The sequence below is a fragment of the Flavobacterium sp. K5-23 genome (assembly GCF_023278045.1).
Taxonomy (GTDB): Bacteria; Bacteroidota; Bacteroidia; order Flavobacteriales; family Flavobacteriaceae; genus Flavobacterium.
The window spans coordinates 332,564-350,273 of sequence record NZ_CP056783.1 but is presented as its reverse complement, the minus strand read 5'-3'; the positions used below and the strand labels follow the sequence as shown (position 1 = coordinate 350,273).

The 17,710-nt window shown below is 35.3% G+C and carries 15 protein-coding genes and 1 pseudogene; all 16 read left to right on the top strand.

What is annotated here, in order from left to right; translation table 11 throughout:
* The 16 genes and pseudogenes from FLAK523_RS01645 to FLAK523_RS01565 all read left to right on the top strand — a co-directional run bounded on the left by FLAK523_RS01645 (position 1) and on the right by FLAK523_RS01565 (position 17,664).
* A complete protein-coding gene (locus FLAK523_RS01645) occupies positions 1 to 528 on the top strand; it encodes a heavy-metal-associated domain-containing protein (RefSeq protein ID WP_248905846.1) in 528 nt (175 codons plus the stop codon).
* A gap of 4 nt (positions 529 to 532) precedes the next feature.
* Positions 533 to 1,339 (top strand): hypothetical protein, encoded by an 807-nt coding sequence (locus FLAK523_RS01640; protein ID WP_248905844.1) that lies wholly within the window; start codon positions 533 to 535, stop codon positions 1,337 to 1,339.
* Positions 1,340 to 1,376: 37 nt separating this feature from the next.
* Entirely contained in the window at positions 1,377 to 2,087 is a 711-nt protein-coding gene (locus tag FLAK523_RS01635; protein WP_248905835.1) for a DUF3347 domain-containing protein, read from the top strand.
* A gap of 54 nt (positions 2,088 to 2,141) precedes the next feature.
* A pseudogene (locus FLAK523_RS15250) lies at positions 2,142 to 2,557 on the top strand (heme-binding domain-containing protein).
* Positions 2,558 to 2,563: 6 nt separating this feature from the next.
* A complete protein-coding gene (locus tag FLAK523_RS01620) occupies positions 2,564 to 3,844 on the top strand; it encodes an efflux RND transporter permease subunit (RefSeq protein ID WP_248905830.1) in 1,281 nt (426 codons plus the stop codon).
* 10 nt (positions 3,845 to 3,854) lie between these two features.
* The gene (locus tag FLAK523_RS01615; RefSeq protein ID WP_248905828.1) at positions 3,855 to 5,792 is read left to right on the top strand and encodes an efflux RND transporter permease subunit; all 1,938 of its coding nucleotides are present in this window, start codon (positions 3,855 to 3,857) and stop codon (positions 5,790 to 5,792) included.
* Positions 5,779 to 7,032 (top strand): TolC family protein, encoded by a 1,254-nt coding sequence (locus tag FLAK523_RS01610; protein ID WP_248905827.1) that lies wholly within the window; start codon positions 5,779 to 5,781, stop codon positions 7,030 to 7,032. The genes FLAK523_RS01615 and FLAK523_RS01610 overlap by 14 nt, the downstream gene beginning before the upstream one ends.
* A 2-nt stretch (positions 7,033 to 7,034) precedes the next feature.
* On the top strand, positions 7,035 to 8,393 hold the full coding sequence (locus FLAK523_RS01605) for an efflux RND transporter periplasmic adaptor subunit (RefSeq protein WP_248905825.1): 1,359 nt from the start codon (positions 7,035 to 7,037) through the stop codon (positions 8,391 to 8,393).
* A gap of 2 nt (positions 8,394 to 8,395) precedes the next feature.
* Positions 8,396 to 9,610, top strand: a complete 1,215-nt coding sequence (locus FLAK523_RS01600) for an efflux RND transporter periplasmic adaptor subunit (RefSeq protein ID WP_248905823.1) — start codon at positions 8,396 to 8,398, stop codon at positions 9,608 to 9,610.
* Positions 9,611 to 9,728: 118 nt separating this feature from the next.
* Complete coding sequence (locus FLAK523_RS01595; protein ID WP_248905821.1) at positions 9,729 to 10,289, top strand: AraC family transcriptional regulator; 561 nt, start codon at positions 9,729 to 9,731, stop codon at positions 10,287 to 10,289.
* An 87-nt stretch (positions 10,290 to 10,376) separates the two neighbouring features.
* Entirely contained in the window at positions 10,377 to 12,920 is a 2,544-nt protein-coding gene (locus FLAK523_RS01590) for a heavy metal translocating P-type ATPase (protein WP_248908114.1), read from the top strand.
* Between the two features lie 36 nt (positions 12,921 to 12,956).
* On the top strand, positions 12,957 to 13,565 hold the full coding sequence (locus tag FLAK523_RS01585) for a membrane or secreted protein (RefSeq protein WP_248905819.1): 609 nt from the start codon (positions 12,957 to 12,959) through the stop codon (positions 13,563 to 13,565).
* Positions 13,566 to 13,592: 27 nt separating this feature from the next.
* A complete protein-coding gene (locus FLAK523_RS01580; RefSeq protein WP_248905816.1) occupies positions 13,593 to 13,730 on the top strand; it encodes a hypothetical protein in 138 nt (45 codons plus the stop codon).
* Between the two features lie 29 nt (positions 13,731 to 13,759).
* Positions 13,760 to 14,635, top strand: coding sequence for a DUF2911 domain-containing protein (locus tag FLAK523_RS01575; RefSeq protein WP_248905815.1), 876 nt, complete (start codon positions 13,760 to 13,762; stop codon positions 14,633 to 14,635).
* Between the two features lie 45 nt (positions 14,636 to 14,680).
* Positions 14,681 to 15,403: a PepSY domain-containing protein gene (locus FLAK523_RS01570; RefSeq protein WP_248905807.1), complete on the top strand. Its 723-nt coding sequence runs from the start codon at positions 14,681 to 14,683 to the stop codon at positions 15,401 to 15,403.
* 8 nt (positions 15,404 to 15,411) lie between these two features.
* Positions 15,412 to 17,664, top strand: a complete 2,253-nt coding sequence (locus FLAK523_RS01565; protein WP_248905805.1) for a multicopper oxidase domain-containing protein — start codon at positions 15,412 to 15,414, stop codon at positions 17,662 to 17,664.
* Positions 17,665 to 17,710: the final 46 nt, after the last annotated feature.

Here is a 17,710-nt window from a genome sequence, read left to right as displayed (position 1 = left end):
ATGAAAATAATGAACAAACAACTGATAGTGATTACACTATTGTTACTAGTTGTAAACCTAAAATCGTATGCTCAAATTAGTAAAGTAGAAATTATTGCAACTGGACTTACATGTTCGATGTGCTCTAATGCTATAAACAAGCAGCTTAAATCACTAAAAGAAGTAGATAGTATAAGTATAGATTTAAACACAAATACGTTTACAGTATATCTTAAAAAAGATAATGCTTTAAAGCCAAGAGTATTGAAAGAAGGCGTTGAGAAAGCGGGATTTTTTGTAGGTTCAATGGTAATGACTGTTGCTTTTGATAATGTAGATGCGCAAGAAAACAAAATGGTAAAAGTAGGAGAGGTTAACTATGTTATGGTTGATTCAAAAGCAAAGACACTAAACGGAGAAACTAAAGTTCAGGTTTTAGACAAGGGGTTTGTTACAAGTAAGGAGTTTAAGAAATTACTGAAGTCATATTCAAAAGTGCCAACGTATGCTTTAGAAAATGAAGATGATTACCATATTAAAACCCTATAATAAAATGAGACATTTACTTCTTATATTCCTAGTTGCTTTTTCTTTTCAAGTAAAATCCCAGGAATTGTTCGTTATGACTGATCCTGCCAGTAATGTTCCTGCGGGTTCCATTGGAGTTAGGGATATGAATTTTTTCTTATATGAAAAAAACGGAAATTTAAATTACCATAATATGCCCGAAATTATGTGGGGGGTGAATAATAAATTGATGCTTCGTGCCGCTGCTTTTATAAGCAATAGCGGAGAAGGCTGGGATACCGAAGGAGGAAGTTTATACGCTAAGTATAGATTCTTTTCTGTAGATGATATGCACAGTCATTTCCGTATGGCTGCTTACGCGAAATACAGTTTCAATAATGCCGATATTCATCAGGATGAAATCGAGACAATGGGACATAATACCGGTTATGAAACAGGAATTGTGGCGACTCAGTTGATTAATAAAGTAGCAATAAGCTCTTCTATAAGTTATGAAAGAGCATTAGACAATAAGCCTAATTATGAATTTCCTGCTGACCAAAGTAATAGCGCCATAAATTATACACTTTCTATTGGTAAATTAATGCATCCAAAAAAATACACGAGTTTCAAGCAAACTAATATCAATGCGATGGTTGAATTTTTAGGCCAGCGATTAAATGGTAATGGAAAATCGTATTTAGATGTTGTTCCTTCAGTTCAATTTATAATTAATAGTCAAGCAAGAGTTGACTTGGCTTACAAACAAGAGTTATATACTTCTATGAATCGTACGGCTCCAAACGGATTTTTACTTCGTTTAGAGTATACTTTTTTTAATGTAACTAATTAAAAACAAGAATTATTAACAAAATCTAATATATAAAAAAATGAAAAAATTAATTCTATCAGTAATGATATTGGCAATGGTGGCTGTATCATGTAAAAAAAACAAAGAATCTGCAACAACGGAAACTTCAGAATCAAGTTCGCAATTGTATTCTTGTCCGATGCACCCTGAAGTAACAGGAAAGCAAGGGGAAGCTTGTTCAGAATGCGGAATGGAATTGACTGAGCCAGTAGCACATACTGAAGCTACTCACGAACACCACGATGGAGATATGCACGAAGGATCAAATATGGAAACAACAAACAGTACTTCTCAATCTTCATTTTCAATTAACGAAATTGTAAGTGGGTATTTGAATTTAAAAAATGCTCTTGTAAAAGACGATTCAAAAGGGGCTGCTGCTGCCGGGAAAGCATTACAAGCAACTTTTGGAAAAGTAAATTCAAACGAAATTGACGCTAAATTAAAAAAACAGTATTTGGATATTGCTGATGACGCAAAGGAACATGCTGAACACATTGCTGATAATTCAGGAAAAATTGACCGTCAAAGAGAACATTTCGTAATGTTAAGTAAAGACATTAACGATTTAATTACAGCTTTTGGAACAAAACAAAAACTGTATCAGGATTTTTGTCCAATGGCTGATAATGATAAAGGAGCTATCTGGATAAGTGAGACTAAAGATATCAAGAACCCGTATTTTGGTAGCCAAATGTTAAGCTGTGGTGCAGTAAAAAAAGAGTGGTAAAATGAAACAAGAGTCAAAAGAATAATCATAATTAGTTTTGGTATTATTTTATTGATGCAATTGTATCAACCTGCCCGTAATATTGATTACGGGCAGGTTACAACTACTCATTTTACCCAAGTATATAATGTTCCTAAAAAGGTGGAAACCATTTTAAAAACATCCTGTTACGATTGTCACAGTAACACTACCCGCTATCCTTGGTGCGCTTATATTCAGCCCGCAAGAATATTGATAGACAGCATATTAAAGAAGGAAAGGAAAATTTAAACTTTAGTGAATGGGGAAATTATTCTTCTAGAAAACAAGGGAATAAATTGGATCGAATTGTAAAACAAATCAAATCCGATGAAATGCCTTTGTCTTCCTATACTCTTATTAATAAAGAGGCAATCCTTACAAGCGCTCAAAAAGCAGAATTAATTCAATGGATCGAAAAGATGAAAGACAGTATTTCATCTGTAAATTAAATTATTATGGTAGAAAAATTAATATCATTCTCACTAAGAAACCGGGTAGTTGTGTTGCTGGTTTCGGCTGCTTTGTTTGGTTGGGGAATTTATAGTGTAAACCAAAATCCAATAGACGCCATTCCTGATTTATCAGAAAATCAGGTTATTGTTTTCACGGAATGGATGGGGAGAAGCCCACAAGTAATAGAGGATCAGGTAACCTATCCTTTGGTTTCCAACTTACAAGGAATCCCGAAAATTAAAAATATACGCGCTTCTTCCATGTTTGGGATGAGCTTTATTTACATCATTTTTGAAGATGATGTCGACGCTTATTGGGCGAGAACCCGGGTTCTGGAACGATTGAATTATGCACAACGATTGTTGCCGCAAAATGTTGTCCCAACTTTAGGTCCAGACGGTACAGGAGTAGGTCATATCTTTTGGTACCATCTGGAAACTAACGGAATGGATCTTGGAGAGCAAAGAGCGTTGCAAGACTGGTACGTTAAATTCGCGTTGCAAACCGTTCCCGGTGTGGCTGAAGTCGCCTCTTTTGGTGGATTTGAAAAACAATATCAATTGGTGCTAGATCCTTTAAAAATGCAATACTATAATGTAAGCATGATGGAAGTGATGAAAGCGGTGAAGACAAGCAACAATGATGTGGGAGGAAGGAAATTTGAAATGAGTAATATGTCCTATATCGTAAGAGGTTTAGGGTATATTAAAAACATAAAAGACGTCGAAGATATTGCCATTAAAAACTATAATTCGGTTCCCGTAAAAGTTAGTGATATTGGTTCAGTTCAAATGGGAGGTGATTTACGTTTGGGTATTTTTGACCAAAACGGAGATGGTGAAGTAGTAGGTGGAATTGTGGTAATGCGTTACGGCGAAAATGCAGATAAAGTAATAACTGCCGTTAAGGAAAAAATGAAAGAGGTAGAAAAAGGTCTTCCTGAAGGCGTAACTTTTAAAACCTCCTATGATAGAAGTGAGCTTATTGAAAAAGCCATTGAATCCGTAAAGGGAACTTTAATGGAGGAAATGATTGCCGTTTCGATTGTGATTCTGCTTTTCCTTTTTCATTGGAGAAGTGCCCTAATTATTCTTATACAATTGCCTATATCAGTTGCGATTGGATTTATACTTCTGGAAGCTTTTGGGATTTCGTCCAATATTATGTCTCTTACCGGAATTGCCTTGGCCATTGGGGTTGTGGTTGATGACGGAATTGTGATGGTAGAAAATGCCTATAGGACAATTTCGGAGAAACAAGAAGGAATGGAAGAAAATCAATAATTGACTTGAAATGAAAAAATTTTTAAATAAAATATTCAAAAAAGAACAGGATCCTTTATCATCTGAAGAAAGACTAAAACTTATAGAGTCTTCTTCTAAGTTGGTAGGTCCGGGTGTTTTTTATTCGACACTTATAGTAATTGCTTCTTTTTTACCCGTTTTCCTATTGACAGGAATGGAAGGTAAATTATTTAGTCCATTGGCTTGGACCAAATCTTTTATTCTTATTGTAGATGCGTTTCTTGCCATTACTTTAACTCCGGTGCTGATTAGTTTCTTGCTAAAGGGAAAACTTCGACCAGAATCAAAAAATCCAATTAATAGAAAACTGGAACAAATTTACACTCCTATACTTACCTTTTGTTTGAAATGGAGAAAATCATTACTGGCTGTTAATATTTTGGCGCTATTGATAGGCGTTGCAATGTTTACCAGATTGGGGTCTGAATTTATGCCTCCTCTAGATGAAGGTTCCATTTTGTTTATGCCGGTGACTTTACCTGATGTGTCGAATTCAGAAGTGAAAAGAATATTGCAGGTACAGGACAAACTGATAAAATCAATACCTGAGGTGGCCCACGTTTTAGGAAAAGCGGGAAGAGCCAATACGGCAACCGATAACAGTCCTATTAGTATGATTGAAACCATTGTTTTGTTAAAACCTCAAAATGAATGGAGAGAAGACAAAACAAAAAATGATGTCATAACTGAAATCAATAATAAACTCCAAATTCCGGGTGTGACTAATGGGTTTACACAGCCTATCATCAACAGGATTAATATGCTGGCTACAGGTATTAGAACTGATGTGGGGATAAAAATTTATGGAGCAAGTTTAGATACCATCAATGTCTTGGCTCAAAAAATCAAGAAAGCATTGGAAGGAACTTCTGGGGTTAAAGATTTATATGCTGAACCTATTACGGGTGGAAAATATATCGATATTGAAGCTAAGCGTGAAGTGATAGGTAGATATGGTCTTAGCATTGATGATGTGAATAATGTAGTTGAAGCGGCAATAGGAGGAATGACATTAACGACAACTATTGAGGGCAGACAGCGTTTCTCAGTCAATGCGAGATATGCACAGGAATATAGAAACAGTATATCAGCCTTGAAAAAACTCCAAGTGCAAACTATGGATTTTGGTCCTATTCCTTTAGAAACCGTAGCTGATATAAAAATAAGTGATGGGCCTCCTATGATTAACAGTGAGAATGCGATGCTTAGAGGAAGTGTTTTGTTTAATGTTCGCGATCGCGATTTAGGGAGCACCGTAAAAGAAGCGCAGGAAAAATTGAATGCGATGATGACCAAAATGCCAAAAGGATATTATGTGGAATGGAGCGGTCAATGGGAAAACCAAATCAGAGCCAATAAAACATTGAGTATGATATTGCCTATCGTTGTTGTTATAATATTCCTCATTTTATATTTTACTTACAATTCAATGAAAGAGGCTATGATCACTATGATCACCGTTCCTTTTGCCCTTATTGGGGGAGTATTTATGGTTTATTTTTATGGTATTAATTTATCAGTGGCCGTGGCAGTAGGTTTTATTGCTTTATTCGGGATGGCCATAGAAACAGCTATGTTGATGACTATTTATCTGAATGAAGCGATGAATAAAATGGTTGCTGATCACGGGAATAGCAGTGAAACGATTACGGAAGGAATATTAAGACAGTACATTATTGACGGTTCGGCCAAAAGGTTGCGTCCTAAGCTAATGACAATTTCAGTTTCATTATTTGGATTAGTTCCTATACTTTGGGCAACCGGAACCGGAGCTGATGTGATGATTCCTATCACCGTACCGCTTATTGGAGGGACAATCACCTCTACGATTTATGTATTATTAGTAACACCAGTAGTTTTCGAAATAACAAAGCTTCGTGAATTGAGAACAAAAGGTAAAATAGAATTGATAGATGTTAAAGAATAGCTATTTACTCGTTATAAGTTGTTTGGTTTTTTGCACTACAAATGTGGGGGCACAAACACTTGCTTTGGATGCTGTTTTGACGAGAATCAAAACAAATAATCCTCAATTAAAAATGTACGATGCCGATATTCAAAGTATGAATGCTGCGGCTATTGGTGCAAAAAGCTGGATGGCTCCACAAATTAATACAGGTTTGTTTATGACGCCCTACGACACTAAAATGTGGAAAGCGGATGAAATGAATCCTGGAATGGGGGCTTATATGGTTGGCTTTACGCAAATGATTCCCAATGCGTCAAAATTAAAAGCCGACTATAATTATATGAACGCTATGTCTTCAGTGGAAGCAGAGAATAAAAATTATACCATTAATCAGTTAAATGCATTGGCAAAAGCCAATTATTACCAATGGATTGTACTTGATAAAAAGATTAAGATTGCCAACGATAATTTATTGCTTTTGGAATATATGATCAAAAGTATGGAAATTCGCTACCAATACAATATGGATAAATTGCCCACTTATTATAAGGCAAAATCACAATACAGTAACTTACAAAGTATGGTGGTTATGTTGCAAAACAACATTTCTCAAAAAAGGATTTTGCTTAATACCTTGATGGCAAGAGACAAAAACACCGCGTTTGATATTGATTCGGCTTATGATTTGAATGAATTTGATTTTATGAAAACGGATGCCACTTCACTATCTCAAAACCGAAGTGATGTAAAAGCCATTGAAAAAACAATTGAATTAAATCAGTTGAGAATAGAAACGGAAAAAGCTAAATTGTTACCGGAGTTTGGTGTAAAATATGACCATATGTTTGCTTTTGGCGATCGTCCACAACAATTTTCTTTGATGGGAATGATTACGATTCCTATGCCTTGGTCTACCAAAATGAATAAAGCAAGTATGGATAGTTTTCGAATAAAAAACGAAAGCCTCGAATGGCAAAAACAAATGATCCTCAATGAAGCCACTGGGATGATTTCAGGAATGAGTACGGAGTTGACCAACTTGAAAAAGCAATACGATATTGCCGAGAAAAGCATCATTCCGGCTTTGAAAAGGAATTATGACACCTCAATTATAGCTTGGCAAAACAATACTGGAGACTTGTTTGTTGTGTTGGATGCTTGGGAAGCTTTGAATATGGCTCAAATTGAGAAATTAGACAAATTACAGTCCATTTTGAGCACACAGGTAGAAATTGAAAAACAACTGGAAACGAAGTAACTATGAACAAATATTTAAAATACAGTCTGGTAGTTTTGGTTTTTTCCATCATTGGAATTGCGACCTATTATTTTGTGGCGAAATCAGGAAACAATACATTTTTTTCAAATGATGAGGTAACTTATACCTGTCCTATGCCAGAAGATTCGGTTTTTAGTAATCAACCGGGAACCTGTCATAAATGCGGAATGAAACTGATCAAAGTAGAGAAAGAGCCACAGCAGGAATTAGTTTATACTTGTTCGATGCACCCCGAGATAATTCGGGATGCACCCGGAAGTTGCCCTATTTGCGGAATGGATTTAGTTAGAAAAGTAAGTCAAAACCAACCTAAAGAAAGCAATTCCATCGATCACTTATTGCAACCAACCGATAATTTTGTAGTAGGGAATTATAATACCACAACGCCAAAAGACACAACGCTAAGCAGTGAAATAAATTTACCGGGAATGGTCGAATATGATCCTAATTCATCAGTAAATATTGCGGCAAGAATTAGCGGGAGAGTGGAGAAAATGTATGTGAATTATAAATTCCAAAAAGTGGCTAAGGGACAAAAGCTTTTTGATTTGTACAGCCCTGAATTGCTAACAGAACAGCAAAATTTCATTTACCTAATCACTAATGATTCAGGAAACGCATCGATTATAAAAGCTTCGAAACAAAAACTTCTTCTTTACGGAATGAGTAATAGCCAGATTAATTCTTTGGCTGCAGCCAAAAAAACACAGCCAGTGATTTCTATTTACAGCCCTACTAATGGGATTGTTCAGGGAACAGACGGAATGTCAAATAATGTTTCGGGTGGAATGCAGAAACCGAATGAAACAACAACTTCCTTATCAATAAAAGAAGGAGATTATATAAAAAAGGCTGAGGTTGTTTTTAAATTAATGAATACAGATAAAGTCTGGGGGGTGTTTAACGTTTCGCAAGGAAATAACAGCTTGGTGAAAATGAATCAATTTATTCGAATAACATCTGAGCTGGATAAAAAAGACTTCGTAGACGCCAAAGTGAATTTCGTCGAAACGCAATTTAATCCTGATGATAAAACAAACCGAATCCGAGTTTATTTGAATAATAAAAAACTCCGTTTTCCAATAGGTTTGCGATTACAAGGAATTGTAAAATCAAATGCGGTTCAAGGTATTTGGCTCGACAAACAGGCTATTGTGAGTATAGGAAGTAAAAAAGTAGTTTTTGTGAAAATGGATAAAGGTTTTAAAGCCAAAGAAATTAAAACCGGAATTGAGATTGATGGTTTTGCTAAAATCATTGAAGGAATTTCAATTCAAGATAAAGTAGTAGAAAATGGACAGTATTTAATGGATAGCGAGAGCTTTATTAAAACCAATTAATTATGCAAAAGTCACTAAAAAACAGTTTCCTATTTGTCGTATTACTTGCCTTTATAGGATGTAATACTAAAAACAAAGAGGAACATAGCGCACACGAATCAAAAGATAATGTGTACTACACTTGTTCGATGGATCCGCAGGTAAAAGAAGATAAAGCGGGTAAATGTCCTATTTGCCATATGGATTTGACTCCTATGAAAAAAGAGGATTCAGCCCCTAATGAAATATCTCTGAGCGATCAACAAATACAATTGGGTAACATCACCACTCAAACGATATTAGAAACCAAAAGTAATATTGAAGATACTTATACGGGTGTGTTGACGATAAATCAGGAAAAAATCAAAACCATTTCGGCAAGAGCGATGGGTAGGATTGAGAAATTATTTTTCAAGACGGAAGGGGTTTATGTCAAAAAGAATGAAGCGGTTTATCAAATATACAGTGAGGATATCGCCATTGCAAAACAAGATTATTACACGGCCTATAAACAATTGTCTATGCCAGGTGATTTTGGAAAAAATGCAATAAGTATGCTCAATGCAGCCAAACAAAAATTATTGTTTTTTGGTTTATCCAATGCACAAATTGAAGGCATAAAAAAGACTGCTGATGTGTCGCCATACACCACTTTTTACAGTACTTATAACGGCTATGTTTCGGAAATTAGGACTACAGAAGGCAGTTATGTTATGGAAGGTAGTCCTATAATTAAATTAGCGGATCTAAGCAGTCTTTGGCTTGAAACTCAGGTGAACGTGAACTACGCACAAAGTTTAAAAATAGGACAAACGGCAAAAGTTTCCTTTACGGATTATCCGGATAAAAACACAAATGGGAAAATAGCATTTATTAACCCGGAAATTAACCCCGATTCCAGATTGTTGTTAATTAGAATGGAAGTGCCAAACGCAGATCTTCTTTTGAAACCTGGAATGCAGACCATAGCAAGATTAACAAAATCCAATATAAAAGGATTGTTTATTCCTGTGGATGCGGTCATTCGAGAAGAAAAGGCCACTTATATCTGGGTTGAAAAAAGGCCTGGAATTTTTGAAAATGTAATGGTTCAAACAGGAGTGGAAACGAATGGAATGATCGAAATAATATCTGAATTAGACCCAAATAAAAAAGTAGTCATTACTGGAGCATACGCGATCAACAGTGAGTATAAATTTCGTAAAGGGAGTGATCCTATGGCAGGACACGATATGTAAAATTATTATATAATTCACTGAATTTAAGCTAAGTATAGTTAATAATGAAGAAAGGAAAGTGATTTTAATAATAAAAATCGGAACTTTGAATAAGCTGCTGAAAATAATAGTATTGTAAATGAAGCTCTACATAAAAAATATGGTTTGCAGTCGCTGTGAAATGGCTGTAAAGGCTGAACTGGAAAAAATAGGACATCCTGTTGTATCAATGACACTGGGTGAAGTTGAGGTTTCTGGAGATATAGAAAAAAGCGAAATGCAATTACTAACCAATAATCTGAATTTACTTGGGTTCGAATTGTTAGACGATAAAGTAAGCAAGATTATAGAAAGGATTAAAAATCTAATTGTTGATTTGGTGCATTACAAAACTGAAAAACTGAAAACCAATTTATCTAACTATTTAGCCGAAGATTTACAACAGGATTATAACTCTTTGAGTAATCTGTTTTCTGAAATGGAAGGGATTACGATTGAACATTATTTTATTGCTCAAAAAATTGAAAGAGCAAAGGAATTGTTGATTTATAACGAGTTGACTTTGAGTGAAATTGCATTTCAGCTCAATTATAGTAATGTGGCGCATTTAAGTAATCAGTTTAAAAAAACAACAGGTTTTACGCCCACACATTTTAAAAAATTAAAGGATAAAAAAAGAATTCAGATAGACGATTTGTAAATCTTGTAATTTTTCTCCAAAATTCTGTAACAAGGCAGAAAGGGTTCTTTCGGATATTTGTAATGTTAATTTATAAACTTAGAAATGATGACGCACACTTATAAAATTACCGGAATGTCTTGCGATGGTTGTCGTACTAAAGTGGAAAAAACACTTAATGCTATCGAAGGAATTGAAGCAGTAGTAGTTTTAGATCCGGCATTGGCAACCCTAACAATGGAAAAACATATTCCTGTTGCGCAGTTGCAAGATGCCTTGTCTGCTGTTGGAAACTACACCATAGAGATGATTCCTCACGCAGACTCCTTACCTAATGAAGTTGAGACGCCTAGTGCAAAATCGTGTTGTGGAACTGATAAACCCAAAAACACTACTATTCATAAAGAACTTTCAGTTAATGCCGCAGGGAAATATTATTGCCCGATGTATTGTGAAGGCGATAAAGTGTATGACAAAGCGGGAGACTGTCCAGTATGCGGAATGGATTTAGTGAAAGCTCCAGAATTAAATATAGGAAAAACGCTTTATACGTGCCCGATGCATCCAGAAGTTGTGCAGGACGGTCCAGGTTCTTGCCCTATTTGTGGTATGGATTTAGTCCCAATGGAGCCATCAGATAGTGAAGAAAAAAAAGCGTATTTCAAATTGCTTCACAAAATGAAAGTAGCTTTACTTTTTACTGTTCCTGTTTTCATAATATCCATGATGGAAATGCTGCCTAACAATCCATTATTGAAAGTAATGGATCTTGAAAAGTGGAATTGGGTACAATTACTATTAACGCTTCCCGTAGTTTTTTATGCCTGTTGGATGTTTTTTATTCGCGCTTGGAAATCAATTGTTACCTGGAATCTCAACATGTTTACTTTGATTGGAATCGGTACGGGAGTTGCTTTTTTATTCAGTTTGGTCGGGATGTTTTTTCCAGATGTTTTCCCTTCTGAATTTAAAACGCATAGCGGAACGGTTTCTCTTTATTTTGAGGCTACGGCTGTTATCCTAACTTTAGTTTTATTAGGGCAATTATTAGAAGCCAGAGCCCATAGCCAAACCAATAGCGCAATAAAAGAATTACTGAAATTAGCGCCAACAGAAGCCACCTTGGTAATTGATGGTGTCGATAAAGTGATTTCTATTCATGATATAAAAAAAGGGGATTTATTGCGTGTTAAACCAGGAGATAAAATCCCTGTTGATGGAAAAATCACCGATGGGGAAAGCACGATTGATGAATCGATGATTACGGGCGAACCCATTCCAGTCGATAAAAAAATAGATGATGCGGTTGTTGCCGGAACTATTAACGGAACTAAATCATTTGTAATGGTTGCCGAAAAAATTGGTTCTGAAACCTTGCTTTCGCAAATTGTACAAATGGTAAATGATGCCAGTCGTTCTAGAGCTCCAATCCAAAAATTAGCGGATCGAATAGCAAAGTATTTTGTGCCAATAGTAGTTGTGGTATCGATAACTACATTTCTTGTTTGGGCAAAATTCGGGCCTGAAAATGAAGCTTTAATCTACGGATTCATAAATGCTGTTGCAGTGCTGATTATTGCCTGTCCCTGTGCGTTAGGGCTAGCAACCCCTATGTCAGTAATGGTGGGAGTGGGTAAAGGAGCACAATCAGGAGTGCTGATAAAAAATGCCGAAGCATTGGAAAAAATGAACAAGGTGACTGTTTTAATCACTGATAAAACAGGAACAATCACGGAGGGGAAACCATCAGTGGAAAAGGTTTTTTCAGCTACTAATCAAGAGGAGGATTTACTTCAAAACATTGCTTCTGTAAATCAATATAGCGAACATCCATTGGCGCAAGCCGTAGTCCAATTTGCGCAAGCGAAAAAAATCACATTGACAGAAGTTAAAGACTTTGAATCCATTACCGGAAAAGGAGTAATAGGAACAGTATCTGGTAAAAAGGTTGCTCTTGGGAATAAAAAACTTATGGAACAGTTTGGAGCCGCTACTTCCGAAGCAATTGAAAGTAAAATTGTTGCTGAGCAGAAACTGGGGAAAACAGTCTCTTATATTTCGGTTGACAATGCCGTTTTAGGCTATGTAACCATTACTGACGCCATAAAAAAATCAAGTGTTGCCGCTATTAAGGAACTAATGCGCCAGGGAGTGGAAGTTATTATGATGACCGGTGATAATATTAATACGGCCAAGGCTGTTGCCGATGAATTAAAATTGAGTTCATATATAGCAGGCTGTTTACCAGAAGATAAATTGAAAGAAATTAAACGATTGCAAGCCGAAGGTAAAATAGTTGCTATGGCGGGTGATGGTATAAATGACGCTCCTGCTTTGGCTCAAGCCGATATAGGGATAGCGATGGGAACCGGAACAGATGTAGCGATTGAAAGCGCCAAAATAACTTTAGTCAAAGGGGATTTACAAGGGATTGTAAAAGCCAAAAAACTGAGTCATGCGGTTATGAAAAATATCAATCAAAATTTATTCTTTGCTTTCTTTTATAATGTGCTTGGGATTCCAATTGCTGCCGGGGTGCTATATCCGTTTTTCGGGATTTTGTTATCTCCAATGATTGCGGCTTTAGCAATGAGTTTTAGTTCCGTTTCCGTGATTGCAAATGCCTTGCGATTGCGAAGTTTGAAATTGTAAAATTGAAGTTTGTTATTAATTTAAATATATAAAATTATGAAAACACTACAAAAATTTGCACTGTTAATTGGGTTAATTGGACTGCTATATTCCTGCCAGTCAACTAATCAGGTTCTTTCAAAATCAGATAAGAGAATCGAAATAATGAATACCATTGCTAACAATGAGAGTATGTCAAAAGAAATGATGGATATACTTATGAATAGCAAAAGCGGTAAAATGATGATGGAGGAAAAGAAAAAGGAAATGATGAAAGACAAGCATACTGAAATGATGAAAAGTATGAAAGAAAATCCTGAGATGATGAAAAAAATGATGTCAGAAATGATGAAGGATAATCCGGAAATGATGAAAGACAAGCATACTGAAATGATGAAAAGCATGAAAGAAAATCCAGAAATGATGAAGAGCATGATGTCAGAGATGATGAAAAAAATGAAAGAAAATCCGGAAATGATGAAAAGTATGATGTCGAAAATGATGGAATCATCAAAAGGAGATAATGCTATGATGTCTGGAATGTGTAAGTCTATGATGGAAAATAAGGAGATGATGGAGATGATGGAGAAAATGAAAAAAGAGAATAAAATGAAAGCAATGGACGGAAAACTTAAAAAAGAGGAAGATCATAAATCACATCATTAATAGAATATAAACCTAAAACAAAAAGTTATGAATGATCATGGAAATGAAGGAATGCATATGGGATCCTATATATTTATGGGAATGCATATTTTTTGGTGGGTATCAATATTGATTTTTGCACTAGTATTATTAGTAGCTGCTCACAGGTATAGAAAAAGAAAATAATTTAAAACCAAAACCAAAACCAAAAAAAAATGAAAAGAGTAATTTTAATTAGTGTATTTATTTTACAAGCATTGTTAATTTCTGCACAAGAAAAAGTTCAAATAAAATTAACAGAGCCAAGTCCGTCAGCCTCTTTTGAACAGGAAATAGGAAGTACAATCGTTAATGTAACCTATAATAGGCCATTGACAAGAGGAAGAAAAGTTTTTGGGGAATTAGTGCCCTTTGATGAAATGTGGAGAACAGGAGCTAGTGGTTGTACCACATTTGCAACTAATGAAACGATAGATTTTGGAAATACAATTTTAGAATCAGGTAAATATTCGATTTACACTATTCCTTCAAAAAAGGAATGGACTATAATTGTAAATACAGATACTACTTTACACGGGACAACAGGTTATGACGAGAAGAAAGATGTTTTTCGTTTTACTGTACCTGTTGAGAAAACGGCTAATTTTTATGAAACATTTACAATAGAAGTAAACGACATTAATAACAAAGGAGAAGGTTTCTTAAAATTGATGTGGGAAAACACTATGGTGAAAATTCCATTAAAAAGTAAAGCCGATGAAAATATTCTGGCATTAATAGAAAAGCATATTGTAAAAGAAAAAACGCAGAATGTTAATTTATTATTTCAAGCAGCAAACTATTATTATAGTACTAATAGGGATTCTATGAAAGCAATACAGTGGCTTAATGATGCAGAAAAAATAGATGGAACAAATTTTAGTTACCCTAATTTAAGACAAAAAATATATGTTGATTTAAAAGATTTTCCCAATGCTATTCTAGCTGCTAAAACAGCATTGGCAATTGCTGAAAACAAAAAAATGAAAGTAGCGGTATCATTAAAAAAACAAATTGAAGAGTGGGAGTTATTGCTTAAAAATAAAAAGTAAAAACAGCAACTATTCGATAATGTTTAACTTAATGAAAAAGTATATATGATTAAAGGAAAAAAAGCGAAATGGATTAGAAAATCTCATCGGTATTTGGGAATTTTTTTAGGGCTTCAATTCTTAATGTGGACGATTAGCGGCTTGTATTTTAGTTGGACCAATATTGATGATATCCATGGAGATCAATTTAGAAAAACAGGGGTTGTAGCAACCTCTTTTTCAAATTTATTAAGTCCTTCAGCTTTAAGTCCTTCACTTGCAATAGCATCAATAGATTTAAGAGAAATCAAGAATGAACCTTACTATTGGATAAATAAAAAGCAGCTTTTTCATGCTAGAACTGGAGATTTAAAGAAAGGGGTTTCTAAAGAGGAAGCAATAGCGATTGCCAATAAAAATATTGTTTCGGGTATAACCGTAAAGGACATTCAGCTGATTAATTCTGTTGGGAAACACCACGAATACAGGGAAAAATTGCTGCCCGCTTATGTGATTTCCTATAATGAACCTAACAATTTGAAAGTGTATGTTTCTGTAAATGATGGCGCTTTTCAAACGGTTAGACATCGGGACTGGAGATGGTTTGATTTTTTATGGATGACTCATACGATGGATTACGAAGGGCGTGACAATATGAATAACATAGTATTAAGAATATTTTCAGTATTAGGGTTAATAACTGTTTTAAGCGGCTTTTTACTTTGGTTTATTACGTCTCCCACAATAAGGAAGATAAAGAGAAAAATGAAAAGAAGTATAATTAAATAAGGAGTGAGATGAAATATAGAATACTACTATTAGGATTGGTTTTTACTATCTCTGCAAATGCACAAAAAGTAGTTCGTTATGATTTATACGTAAAAGACACCATTGTGAACTTTACGGGGAAAGATAAAAGAGCCATTGCCGTAAACGGACAAATTCCTATGCCAACCCTTACTTTTACGGAAGGGGATATTGCTGAGATTTATGTTCATAATGAAATGGATGAATCTACTTCCCTGCATTGGCACGGCCTGTTTTTGCCTAATAAAGAAGACGGAGTACCCTTTCTTACCCAAATGCCAATAGCACCGCATACCACTCATAAATACAGTTTCCCAATTGTACAAAGCGGTACGCACTGGTATCATAGCCATTCTGGTTTGCAAGAACAAATAGGAATGTATGGCGCTTTGACATTGAAGAAAAAAGATAGTGATCCTACTTTTAGAAAAGGGATTGATGATTTGCCGGCACTTCCTGTTGTTTTGAGCGAATGGACGGATTACAATCCTGATAATGTCCACCGAATGCTACACAATGCTTCCGATTGGTTTGCAATTAAAAAAGGAACTACTCAAAGTTATGCGGAAGCCATTAGAAAAGGGCATTTTAAAACCAAACTCAACAACGAATGGAAACGCATGTTGGCCATGGATGTAAGTGATGTGTATTATGATAAATTCTTGATAAACGGATTTAATGAATCTATGGCAAAAGTACTAAGCAAATCTAAAGGAGGAGATAAAGTACGTTTGCGAATTTCTAATGCTGGTGCTTCATCCTATTTTTGGCTGACTTATGCCGGAGGAAAAATCACGGTCGTTGCCAATGATGGAAATGATGTAGAACCCGTTGACGTGGATCGATTGATAATAGGAGTTTCAGAAACTTATGATGTTGTGGTGACTATTCCAGCAGATAATACGGCTTACGAATTCTTGGCCACACCAGAAGACAGAACCAAATCAGCTTCTCTTTATATAGGTAATGGAATCAAACAATTAGTTTCTCCATTGCCAAAATTGAATTATTTTGAAGGGATGAAAATGATGAATGACATGATGAACATGGATGGAACCATGAACGATATGGGTATGGATATGAGTCTTCAAAAAATGGATATGAATACCGTAATGTATCCGGAGATTACTGGAGATAGTCAAAAGTCAAAAGTCGAAAGTCCTAAAGAAATGAAGATGAATGATAAAACGGATCATTCAAAACATACTATGAGTTCCAATTCATCTGACATAGTAACGCTAAATTATTCGATGTTAAAATCTCCAACAGTGACCACGCTTCCTGTAGATGCTCCTGTACGTGAATTGCGTTTTGAATTAACGGGAAACATGAATCGGTATTTGTGGAGTATGGATAATAAAGTCCTATCAGAAACAGATAAAATTCTAATCAAAAAAGGGGAGAACGTTCGGATTGTGTTGCATAATAATTCCATGATGCGTCACCCGATGCATTTACATGGACATGACTTTAGAGTGTTGAATGGGCAGGGAGAGTTTGCACCTTTAAAAAACGTATTGGATATTATGCCAATGGAAACGGATACTATTGAGTTTAATGCCAATGCTGATGGAGATTGGTTTTTTCATTGCCACATTTTATATCATATGATGGCGGGAATGAACAGGGTATTTAGTTATGAAAACTCGGCTGCAAACCCACTTTTACCCAATAAAGAATGGGCCTATAAAAAATTGCAAAAAGAAAGTAACGGAATTCATGTTATGGCCGAGAATGATTTTTCTACAAACGGAAATGATGGAAAAGCGATGGCGCAAAATGCAAGATGGGCTTTTGAAACTGAATGGCGTTTGGGGTACCACGATAGACACGGTTATGAAACCGAAACTCATATAGGGAGATACATAGGTAAAAATCAATGGTTGATGCCATTCATCGGTTTTGACTGGCGTTATAGAAAGTTTGGAATAGATGAGGTAGAGAAAAATGTTTTTGGTCAATCGAATACTAAAGACAATCGTTCGGTAGTGAGTTTAGGGGTCAATTATACTTTGCCGCTTTTGGTCATTGCACAGGCTGAGGTTTTTAGTGATGGAAACGTTCGTTTTCAATTATCACGTGAAGACATTCCTGTTTCAAAACGTTTGCGAATGGCTTTTATGGTCAATACAGATAAAGAATATATGGCCGGATTGAAATACATTGTGGGTAAAAACTTTGGGATAACAACACATTACGACAGTGATATGGGAGTGGGTTTTGGAGTGAATTTGAATTATTAAAAATCCAATTTTAAAGTTATAAAAAAGATGTTTGTGGTAAAAAGCA

Coding starts and splice junctions, on each gene's coding strand:
- FLAK523_RS01600 (WP_248905823.1), top strand. CDS start 8,396: ATGCAAAAGTCACTAAAAAACAGTTTCCTATTTGTCGTATTACTTGCC.
- FLAK523_RS01570 (WP_248905807.1), top strand. CDS start 14,681: ATGATTAAAGGAAAAAAAGCGAAATGGATTAGAAAATCTCATCGGTAT.
- FLAK523_RS01565 (WP_248905805.1), top strand. CDS start 15,412: ATGAAATATAGAATACTACTATTAGGATTGGTTTTTACTATCTCTGCA.
- FLAK523_RS01635 (WP_248905835.1), top strand. CDS start 1,377: ATGAAAAAATTAATTCTATCAGTAATGATATTGGCAATGGTGGCTGTA.
- FLAK523_RS01575 (WP_248905815.1), top strand. CDS start 13,760: ATGAAAAGAGTAATTTTAATTAGTGTATTTATTTTACAAGCATTGTTA.
- FLAK523_RS01610 (WP_248905827.1), top strand. CDS start 5,779: ATGTTAAAGAATAGCTATTTACTCGTTATAAGTTGTTTGGTTTTTTGC.
- FLAK523_RS01605 (WP_248905825.1), top strand. CDS start 7,035: ATGAACAAATATTTAAAATACAGTCTGGTAGTTTTGGTTTTTTCCATC.
- FLAK523_RS01645 (WP_248905846.1), top strand. CDS start 1: ATGAAAATAATGAACAAACAACTGATAGTGATTACACTATTGTTACTA.
- FLAK523_RS01580 (WP_248905816.1), top strand. CDS start 13,593: ATGAATGATCATGGAAATGAAGGAATGCATATGGGATCCTATATATTT.
- FLAK523_RS01585 (WP_248905819.1), top strand. CDS start 12,957: ATGAAAACACTACAAAAATTTGCACTGTTAATTGGGTTAATTGGACTG.
- FLAK523_RS01595 (WP_248905821.1), top strand. CDS start 9,729: ATGAAGCTCTACATAAAAAATATGGTTTGCAGTCGCTGTGAAATGGCT.
- FLAK523_RS01615 (WP_248905828.1), top strand. CDS start 3,855: ATGAAAAAATTTTTAAATAAAATATTCAAAAAAGAACAGGATCCTTTA.
- FLAK523_RS01640 (WP_248905844.1), top strand. CDS start 533: ATGAGACATTTACTTCTTATATTCCTAGTTGCTTTTTCTTTTCAAGTA.
- FLAK523_RS01590 (WP_248908114.1), top strand. CDS start 10,377: ATGACGCACACTTATAAAATTACCGGAATGTCTTGCGATGGTTGTCGT.
- FLAK523_RS01620 (WP_248905830.1), top strand. CDS start 2,564: ATGGTAGAAAAATTAATATCATTCTCACTAAGAAACCGGGTAGTTGTG.